Source organism: Segatella maculosa DSM 19339 = JCM 15638, from assembly GCF_000382385.1.
Classification (GTDB): Bacteria; Bacteroidota; Bacteroidia; order Bacteroidales; family Bacteroidaceae; genus Prevotella; species Prevotella maculosa.
The window spans coordinates 1-9,736 of sequence record NZ_KB908358.1 but is presented as its reverse complement, the minus strand read 5'-3'; the positions used below and the strand labels follow the sequence as shown (position 1 = coordinate 9,736).

At 45.5% G+C, this 9,736-nt stretch carries 7 protein-coding genes; 3 read left to right on the top strand and 4 right to left on the bottom strand.

The features are described 5' to 3' along the window. The 3 genes from H164_RS0113915 to H164_RS0113905 all read left to right on the top strand — a co-directional run. The coding region (locus H164_RS0113915; protein WP_026356392.1) for a transposase at positions 1–271 on the top strand (271 nt) is incomplete at its 5' end. Positions 272–287: 16 nt separating this feature from the next. After that, positions 288–1,292 carry a hypothetical protein gene (locus H164_RS0113910; protein WP_025830414.1) on the top strand — a complete coding sequence of 335 codons (1,005 nt, stop codon included), beginning with the start codon at positions 288–290 and terminating at the stop codon, positions 1,290–1,292. A 132-nt stretch (positions 1,293–1,424) separates the two neighbouring features. Beyond that, entirely contained in the window at positions 1,425–5,378 is a 3,954-nt protein-coding gene (locus H164_RS0113905; RefSeq protein WP_019969191.1) for a hybrid sensor histidine kinase/response regulator, read from the top strand. A gap of 320 nt (positions 5,379–5,698) precedes the next feature. Here the strand turns inward: H164_RS0113905 and H164_RS0113900 are convergent, their stop codons facing one another. The 4 genes from H164_RS0113900 to H164_RS0113885 all read right to left on the bottom strand — a co-directional run. Then, positions 5,699–6,766: a nucleotidyl transferase AbiEii/AbiGii toxin family protein gene (locus H164_RS0113900; RefSeq protein ID WP_019969190.1), complete on the bottom strand. Its 1,068-nt coding sequence runs from the start codon at positions 6,764–6,766 to the stop codon at positions 5,699–5,701. Then, a complete protein-coding gene (locus tag H164_RS0113895; RefSeq protein ID WP_019969189.1) occupies positions 6,763–7,473 on the bottom strand; it encodes a DUF6577 family protein in 711 nt (236 codons plus the stop codon). The genes H164_RS0113900 and H164_RS0113895 overlap by 4 nt, the downstream gene beginning before the upstream one ends. Before the next feature lie 96 nt (positions 7,474–7,569). Beyond that, entirely contained in the window at positions 7,570–7,878 is a 309-nt protein-coding gene (locus H164_RS0113890) for a helix-turn-helix domain-containing protein (RefSeq protein ID WP_004343033.1), read from the bottom strand. Beyond that, positions 7,866–9,736, bottom strand: a 1,871-nt coding sequence (locus H164_RS0113885) for a bifunctional DNA primase/helicase (protein ID WP_019969188.1), incomplete at its 5' end; no start/stop codon positions are given. The genes H164_RS0113890 and H164_RS0113885, both read right to left, overlap by 13 nt.

Genomic DNA, 9,736 nt, shown 5'->3' with positions numbered 1-9,736 from the left:
ATTTGTCGTCCTCGACAATGCTTCTGTCCATCGAAACAAGAAAATCAGGGAACTTCGTCCTATATGGGAACAAAGGGGACTCTTCCTTTTCTATCTGCCACCATACTCGCCACAGTTGAACATTGCCGAGACACTGTGGCGCATACTCAAAGGCAAGTGGATGAGACCACAGGATTATATAACTTCTGACATGCTGTTCTATACAACCAATAGAGCTTTGGCGGATATAGGAAAAGGATTGCGTATAAACTTCTCTAAACATGTCGCTTAATTTTGAACAGTTACTTATGAAAATAAAAAGATTATCTTTAGCATGGGTATCTGCCATCCTCATGATGCTGGGAACGGCCGGTTGCAACGACGAAGCCGCAATCCCCACCCCTCCGGATATCCACATGGTGAAGCTCAGCAGCCATTACTTTGCCACGGCAGTAGATGAAGAGCTTAGCATAACGCCCAGGTTCAACAACCCTGAAACGTTCGCAAAAGGCTTCTCATGGACTAATTCAGACTCCACCGTAGCCTCCATCGCCGTCGATCCCCAGACCCTGGTCTGCAAGGTTACGACCTTGAAAGTAGGTACGACTGTCCTCAGAATAACATCGGAAGACGGCTCTTTAAAAGACAGCTGTATCGTGGATGTCAACAGACAGTCATATACACTCAAGGCACCTGTCTATATCAATCTCTTTGGCAATGCCGACGCTCCTTGGAACAACATAGGAAGCTACTCGGAAGGAGCGGGGCTCAACGAGATGAAAGACATCAACGGCAACCCTACCTGGGTAAACATCAAGATTACCAACGCCTTCAACTGGGGCGAGAATGACGGCGACCCGGATGAGACAATAGAAGACGGGAGACCGATAACGCTGCCCAATGCCGTGTCCGGAAGTGCCTTCAAGAACGATAGGAAAGCCGATACAGGCGTATTCGAAATCAGCGGACTGAGCTACAAACAAAGCTATCATCTCGCATTCTTTGCGAGCAAACGCTTTTGGGGAGATGTCTGTTCGGCTAAGATTACAGCAGCAGGAGACAATCGGGCGACAATAACCTTGCTGACAAAGAAGACCTCTTCCGACCCGGGAGACACGGGAGCGGCAGTTCCGAAAGGTACGGCCATCGGCGGGACACCTGCCGAAGACAACACTTTCATACGCTACGGAAAGATAAAGATAACCCCAGATGGAAGTGGGAAAATCATTATTACCGTTACCGGTGGAGAAGGAGGAAACCAGCCGGATGGCACAAGTTTCATCAACGCAATCCTCATTTCACCTATCGAATAGTTTCTTTCAAGAACATAGATTCAAATCAGTAGAATGGATAGGCTGCCCTGATCAAAGGCGGCCTATTCTTAGTTTTCTTGATTTTATATGAGGAAAAAACATTATCTTTGCAGTATAATCGCTATTACTTTCATGCTTAAAAAGGTTACATTCCTTATTTATATATGTACACTTCTGTTTTTTTTCCCCACTTCGGCACAAACCGATTACGCTTTTAAACACATTGATACAAACAACGGATTGTCGCAAAGTACGGTGTATTCTATCCTTCAGGATCACACTGGTTTTATCTGGATGGGGACGAAAGTGGGGCTGTGCCGATACGACGGGAACTTCTTCAAGGTGTACAGCCATAACAATTCCAAGCTGGGAAGCGACTTCATCACGTCGCTCTACCAGTCAGAGGACGACCTTATATGGGTGGGAACCGACCAGGGAGTATGGATCTACACGCCCTCGGCCGACTCTTTCCGGCCTCTTAGGGCTATCAGTGACAGGAAGAATCGGATAACAGGAAATGTAAATTTCATTGCTGGGCACCGCGGGAGAATATACATCGGGGTGAACGAACAAGGTCTCTTTGTCTATGACTTAAAGACGAAACGGCTACAGAACTACACCTTTCCGCACCACCCGAACATCGCTTCCATCGGTTTCGGTATCGGCAACAGGGTGTGGCTTGGCTTCTATGGCGGCGGACTTTGGTACACCTCTCCCCAGTTCCAAAGCCTTACACCCTTTGTAGAAAACGGCCGCCAGCCCTTTAGGGGGTGTATCGTTTCGGCCATTCAGGAGGTTAATCCCACGATGATTTTTGTAGGAACCGACAAGCGCGGACTAAGCATCATCAACCCGAAGCATGCAGCCGTTACCGACGTAAAGTCCAAGGAAAACGGCTACGACATCTTTGTAAGGGCACTGTCAGTGAAGGGCAATGAGGTGTGGGTAGCCAGTGAACAAGGACTTTACGTTTACAACATAGCAACAAAAGCGCTACATCACTATACCAACGATACTTCCAATCCTTTCTCCTTATCGGACAATCCGCTGTATTGTCTGCTTCACGACCATGGAAATGGTATGTGGATGGGAACTTATTTTGGTGGGGTAAACTATGCGTCATTGTCTTCCCCGCCCTTTGTCCGTATTCTTCCATCACCTGCGGAAGGCAGACTGCATGGACGAAGGGTGCGCGAAATGGTACTGGATACCAATGGACAGCTATGGATCGGTACAGAAGACGGAGGTCTGAACTGCATGGACATGGACACCGGCAGGATTACCCATGTACTCGAAAGCATATTTTTTCCCAATGTGCACGGTTTATGTGTGCATGAGAACGAGCTGTGGGTAGGCACCTTTGCCATGGGGTTAAAAGTGATAGATACCCATACACACAGGGTCATCAAGAGCTTTCGAGCCGATGGGGAGCCGGGGGCATTGCATGACAACACCATCTTCAGTATCGCCATCTCGCCTCGGAAAGAACTGTATTTTGGCACGATTCGCGGACTATGCCGGCTCAACAGAAGCACCGGTCACTTTGAATATGACAGCAATATTCCCTCTGTTCTTATCAACAAGGTGAAGTTTGACCACCTCGGCAACCTATGGGTGGCTACGCAAAACAACGGCGTTTATCTTAAAACGGGCACAGCCCAGCGCTGGATTCATTTCACCCATAGCCACATCGGGGACTATACGCTGAGCAAAGCCGTTGGACTTTACGAAGACAGAAACGGCAATATGTGGATTATGACATTGGGAAACGGGCTCTTTTCCTACAGCCCCCGTACTGGGAAAATACGAAAAGTATCACTGGACGGCTATGGAACGGCCGAGCCGGTGGTGCTCGACCTCGTAGAGGATAGGGATGGATTCCTCTGGATGTCGACACTAAGCGGTATCCTGAAATACGATACCAGCACAAGACAATCGCAGCTGTTCTCTGCTCAGATGACGATGCTTGACAATCAGCTTAATGTCTCTTCGGCCATTGTCGACCGAAAAGGCGACATCTACTTCGGCTCTTACAATGGGATAGTAAAGTTTTCTCCCAGTGCTTTCAAGCGGCATTATACCACGCCAAAGCTCATTGCAACGGAACTGATTGTGAATAACACCGATGTAGACAACCATACTTCCGGCAGTCCTTTGAACCAAAACATTTCCTATACGAAGGAGATAGAACTGGCATACAATCAGAATTCCTTTTCCCTGCGTGTCGTCCCGCTGGCCTATGAACAACTACAGAGATATCAGATGGAGTATATTTTGGAAGGATTTACCGATACGTGGCAGCCCGTCAGAGTAGATTACCGCATCGGATTCGACAACCTCCCGGCTGGTGAATACTTGCTTCGCGTAAGGATCAAGAACAGCAAAGGAGTGTGGGATGTCCGGGAATACAGCCTGAAAGTGGTGGTAAAGCCCTATCCATTGCTCTCGTTCTGGGCAAAGCTGTTTTATCTTCTCTGCGCCTGCGCAATGGCCTACTTCACGGTCCGCTATCTTTACAGGCGCAACAGGCGCAAACGCAAGCAGGCAATGGACAAACTGGAGCAGGAGAAAGAGATGGAACTCTATGAAAGCAAGATTAATTTCTTCACTCATGTGGCACATGAAATACGCACTCCCCTTACCCTCATCAAAGGCCCGTTAGAGCATATCATAAAGCAGGAAAGGGTAAAAGACAGCCAGACCAAGGAGGAGCTACATATCATGTCAAGGAATACCGAACGGCTGAACAAGCTCATCAACCAGTTGCTAGACTTCAGAAAAGCTGAACGAGACGGGCTAAAGCTGAACTTCGAGCACTGTGACATCCCGCAATTAGTCGATAAAACATTTCGCCGCTTCCTGCCATTGATCCGGGAGAAGAACATTGATGCCACACTGTCTGTCTGCAATGCGGGTATTATGGCCTATGTCGATCAGGAGTGTTTCACGAAAATCATCAGCAATTTGCTTGGCAATGCCGTAAAATATTGTGCCTCCCGAATATCTATTCTCATAGAGTCAAGCCCGAACAATACGTTCTCCGTTATCATTAGTAATGATGGAAATATCATTTCGAAGAGCCTCCAAAGTAGGATTTTCGAACCCTTCTTCAGGATAGAAGGTCATCAGCAGACAGCACAGACTGGAACGGGAATAGGGCTGGCACTGGCCAAAAACCTGGCCGAACTGCACAAAGGGACACTCGCCATGGACCAGAACGACCATCTGAATGTATTCCGTCTCACCCTTCCTATTAACCAGACGGACTATATTTCGTTATCTGCAGAGTCGGATCTAATCAACATGGACGAAGCTGAACCCAGAAAATCGGGACGCCCTTTGCTGCTGTTAGTAGATGACAATGCCGAGATGCTGGAATACGAAAAACGCACATTGCAGGATTATTACGACATCGTTCTGGCTGCTAACGGACAGGAAGCGCTCTCCATTTTAGAACGGGAGAAAGTGAGTCTGGTGGTTACCGATGTGATGATGGCCCCCATCAATGGTTTTGAACTGTGCCGGAACATTAAGAAAAATGTAAACTACAGCCACACGCCTGTTATCCTCCTCACTGCTGCCACACTGGATTTGGCACGGATGGAAGGAATGGAAAGCGGTGCCGATGCCTACATAGAGAAGCCTTTCTCTATGGAATTCCTCATCAACACCATTACCAATCTGCTGCGATCGCGTGAAGAAATAAAACGTACCTATGCCGGTTCACCCTTTGTTTCGTCTAATACCGTGGCGAAAAGCAATGTTGACAAGGAGTTTCTAGAACGGCTGCGAAGTGTGATGCAACGACACATGAGCAATAGCGAGTTCAATGTCGACCAGCTCGCCTCAGACATGAACATGAGTCGCTCCAACCTGAACCGGAAGGTGAGAGGGACACTTAACGTATCTCCCAATACCTATATCCGCATCGAACGGCTGAAATATGCTGCCCAGTTACTAAAGGCCGGCGACTGCAAAATCAACGAAGTGTGCTACAAAGTAGGTTTTAACAATTCCGGCTACTTCACCAAATGCTTCTATGCCCAGTTCGGAATCCTGCCCAAAGACTTTATCAAATCCAGCTGACACCCTTTCAGACAGGAAAGGAGAAAGGTAAAAAGAATATTATGACAAGGTGAGTCCATCCGTCAACGCTTAACATAAATTCCACTTCGAGGTGTTTCAAGGCTAATTTACTTGATTTTTTATTTATCAAGTAATTTTATTACCTGATTATAGACCGGCTGTCCGCTAAAATGTGTAGCCCATGTTATTGATGTTTGCATCGAAAACAAAAGTAACAAAAAGGGCTGAAGTCCGAGTGAGAATTTTAGCCCTTAACTTTTGTATGTCGAAAAGGCTTACCGATAGTAATAATTTGTAATTATTTGCCAAAACCTAACTGATTATTTTTGTAATAGTTCGCTTGTCTTGACCCAATAGAAGAAAGCTTCAGGTAGTATTTTTTTCAATTTGTTGAGTTTATTGTTGACGGAAGGAGATAATTCCATGGCAAGTATGGTGTTCGGATTTCTATCGTATTTCTCAATTCTTGTGCTTGATTTTTCTATTGAGGTAGCAAGGTAAGCTGCACGAGCCGAATCCACGATAGCTTCTTCTATGCGATATTTCCCCTTATAGATGTAGCCGTCTATTTTCTTAATGCCATTTTGCAGCATTTTGAAATCACCTTTACCCATCTGCCCTCTAGTGCCCAGACACAAGGCGGTCTCCCTAATATCCTCATAAATGAGTGACAGTTCAGCGGGTAAGCCCCGATATTGCAATTCTATTTTCCCTATTTGGGTGAAAGTATCCTTAGTGTGCTGAAAGTTACCGGAATGTTCAAACAGCCTGCCTACATCATGCAGCTGCTTGATGATTTCCAGTGAGCAATCCCTGTCCCCCTTGATGTAAGGAACGCCCGAGGTGTTGGGGGCAAATGCCGTAAGTTTATCACCAAGAATATCGTCAGCAGATGGCACGGTTACCTTCAATGGCTCATCGTCCAATTCTATAAAAGGCCCTTTAATCTCGACTTCTTCAGTAGCGTGGTATTGTAAATCCTCGTACAAGACATCAAGCAGTATATACCCAGGCTTATCATCGTTTTTATAAGCGATGTGATAAAAGAATTTCGAGTGGCTCTTGGGTATATTCGTGTCCCTCTGCTGCCGCTCTTCAAGAGTCTTAGATATGAAGCCGAACTTTTCTATATCTTTCAAATAAGGCTCAATATCCGTCCCGGGTGGGCAGATAATGTCAATGTCGATGGATAGTCGGTGAGCGGATTCACCCAAAATAAGCATCAGAGCCGAACCGCCCTTGAAACAGAAAGGGCAACCTGACAATTTCAGCATCTCCAACAGCGACATTGCCCTGATAACTTTCTCTATCAGATTCAGGTCTTTATACTTGTTACGCACAGAAATGGATTTTATCCACTCGGTGGTCATACATTCTTTCTTGATCATACAAATTCCTTGATATATTTTTCTATTTGCGGTTTAATATTGCGCCGTGAGGCATATCGCAGTAACATGCCAATATTCACATTATAGTTGGCAAAGGCATTCTGCATCATGTACAAGGACTCTTGACCTTGCAGGTAGAAGAAATCCCTGTCACATTGGATATCAACTAAGAGTTTCTCTATTGTTGGTATATTGATACCGTTTACTTCCTGTATGGGCGATTCTGAAACAAGAGGCTTCACAATAAAGGATCTTTTGTCCAACCGGATATAATCGGACATAATATCCTCCTTTGGCGAAAGGAAACTGCGTTCGTGCATATCCTGTACAAAGTGGAAAATGGTTTCAGTGGCATCGCGCTCCGTTTCTATATAGATATTGTTGTTGTACGACAGGTGATGCTGTAAGTCGGATAGGATTTCGCCGTTATAAACACAAAAGTCCAATAAGGGATATACCGCTTTTAATTTCTTATACAACCGAATGGAGTGAGCATTAGGAACAGGACGGAAAATGATTTTTGGGGTTATCGTATATACTCCTTTGCTTATTCTGAATATTTTTTTTTCGTCCAACAACTTGCGTAAATGCCAGGACAGCATCTTCTTGGAAAGTTCAATCTTCCCGGAAAGATACTCAGACAAGTCATTCGTCTTAAAATCCTTGTTGGCGTTTGCAAAATCTACAATGATATTACTGACATTCATTCTGCTAGCATTAATGGTTCGGTGCAAAGATAGTTAGATTTTGGCAATAAAACAAATATATTGCCAAAATCTAACACATCAGTATGTCGTCTGCTGCTACCAGCCATCTCGTTTACGCAACATTTCATCTATCTCTTCCCGAAGGAAAAGCAATCGTCCGTTAGCTTTGAGATAGGGGATTTTTCCTGCCCACACCCAGTTGTAAATGGTCTTTTGTTCCACCTTCAAAATTTTGGAGACATCTATGATATCCAAGTATTCGGGTTTCAATGGAGGGTGAATGGTCGTATCTACTTCCTGTTCTCGTAGGACAAGCAGACGGTCGAGCTTGTCTTCCATATTCTTCAGTTTATCAAACAGGCGTTTCTGCCATGTATCTTCTGGCTGTTGATCTAAGTATGGCATAATTCTCCTTTTTGATAATTCCCACTTGTATCTTGTATCAAAATACGCTGCTCTTTCATATAGGCAATATATTTCTTTGCGGTCCTGTCCTTGATTTCCATTTCACGCATCAGAACCTCACAAAGTTCTTGGTAAGTGAGCTTGAAAGAACTTCGGAAGGCTTCTTTGACAACGCCAATAAGCTCATCAGTCTTGCGCTTTTCCTTGTCTTCCTTGGATTTTTCACCACGATAGACGTGCATGTCCTCTGTCTTATCCCAGCCGAAAAGCATCATCGGTACGTCCAACGGACTTCCGTCACGGACTTTCAATGCCTTCACCACAGAGTATTCGGGATTGTCATCTTTCTCTATGGAGAGAATTCCCGCGGCTTTGCGTTGCAGCTCGGAACCGATGTGACCACGGAGCTTAATGCCATTCGGCACAAAGTGCAGCACGCAGATGATGCAAGTATTATATATGCCAGCTAAACGGTACAACTCATCTACAATGGCAATACTTTCCGTTTCATCGTTGGCGGAACGTATCAGGTCGGCTATGCCGTCAATCACTACAAGATGGATACCTCCATGCTTATGATGAAACAAATCCATACTCTCACGGATAAGTTTCAGTCTGTCTTTACGGGAGAGCGACGCAAGATACAGGGAGTGGTAAAACTCCGGTACGGTTTTCAATGAAGCACGTTGTAAGGTCTTACCCAAATTTTTGTGCAGTTGTGCTTCGGACTGTTCCGTATCATAGTGCAGGACTGCCAAGCCTTTGGGATTGGCGGTAATCTCCAATCCCAAGGTCTTCTCTATCGGCAATCGTTTTTCTCCCAATGTTCCGGCAAGGATGGCACCAACATAGTTGCTCTTGCCCGTACCCTCACCTCCGGTAATGCAGAACAGATTATCCTGCGTACCGAGTGGAACACCATTCACAGCCACAACCGATTTGGAAATGTCCGGTGGATTCTCATAATCAATTTCACAGGAACGTAACATCATCATAGTTTGGCTATATAGGTCTGAGAACATCTTGGCAAGCAGCTCTTTCAATTCCTTTGCCCCGTTGCCCAAGGCAAAGAAATCTGAAATGTCTTTTTCAGACTTCGTGCCACTTAGCGGAAGTGAAAGGTTCAATACCTTGTATTCTGCCAGATATTCTGCTTGTCTGTGACTCTCGCGTACGCCTGTCTCGTCAGCATCATACAGAAGTATGATATGTCGAAAGCGAAGCTGAAGGCTCTCGATGATGCTTGTCGGTATCTGTGCCGTTTCACTGTTGAAGCAGATTGCATTGAAGCCGTGTGCATACAATGAGAGTACATCCTTTTCTCCACCTGTTATGAAGAGCATATCGCCTTTAGCGGGAATCTGCTCCATACCGAAGCAATAGGTGGCAGGCATCCGTCCACCATAGAGAAAGCGGATTTTCGGACTGTGAGGTCGGTATATCTTTACATAGCCGTTTCCAATATAGGCAAACATAGGTTCCGTAGGTGAGCCATAAAGTTCAAACTTACGACCTTCAGCAGAAATACTCTCATAGCGTTTAAGACTCCGTACCCGAAAGCGTCGGAGTGCATCCTCATGGATGCCATAATGCGCCCAATAGTTCAGCAGCCCGTCATCAAAAGGCTGTATCTCAAAACTGTATGGTCGTTCTTCCGTATGCTTGGGCATATCAGTCTCAGGACTGAAGCCGATAGTTTTTTTGTATGACTGTGTTATATGCTTGCTATGCTGTTCACCATCACATAAAGAATACAATCCAAGTTCTTGTACTATGGTTTCCAGGACCTCGGGAAAACTTGTTTTCAGGTTTAGGCCACGCATAGTTGCTACAAACCAAAAACAATCTCCCGAATAGG

What these genes read in the sequence shown, in the direction of transcription:
- H164_RS0113905 (WP_019969191.1), top strand. Translation starts at nt 1,425, where the DNA reads ATGCTTAAAAAGGTTACATTCCTTATTTATATATGTACACTTCTGTTT.
- H164_RS0113890 (WP_004343033.1), bottom strand. Translation starts at nt 7,878, where the DNA reads ATGCCATACTTAGATCAACAGCCAGAAGATACATGGCAGAAACGCCTG.
- H164_RS0113900 (WP_019969190.1), bottom strand. Translation starts at nt 6,766, where the DNA reads ATGATCAAGAAAGAATGTATGACCACCGAGTGGATAAAATCCATTTCT.
- H164_RS0113910 (WP_025830414.1), top strand. Translation starts at nt 288, where the DNA reads ATGAAAATAAAAAGATTATCTTTAGCATGGGTATCTGCCATCCTCATG.
- H164_RS0113895 (WP_019969189.1), bottom strand. Translation starts at nt 7,473, where the DNA reads ATGAATGTCAGTAATATCATTGTAGATTTTGCAAACGCCAACAAGGAT.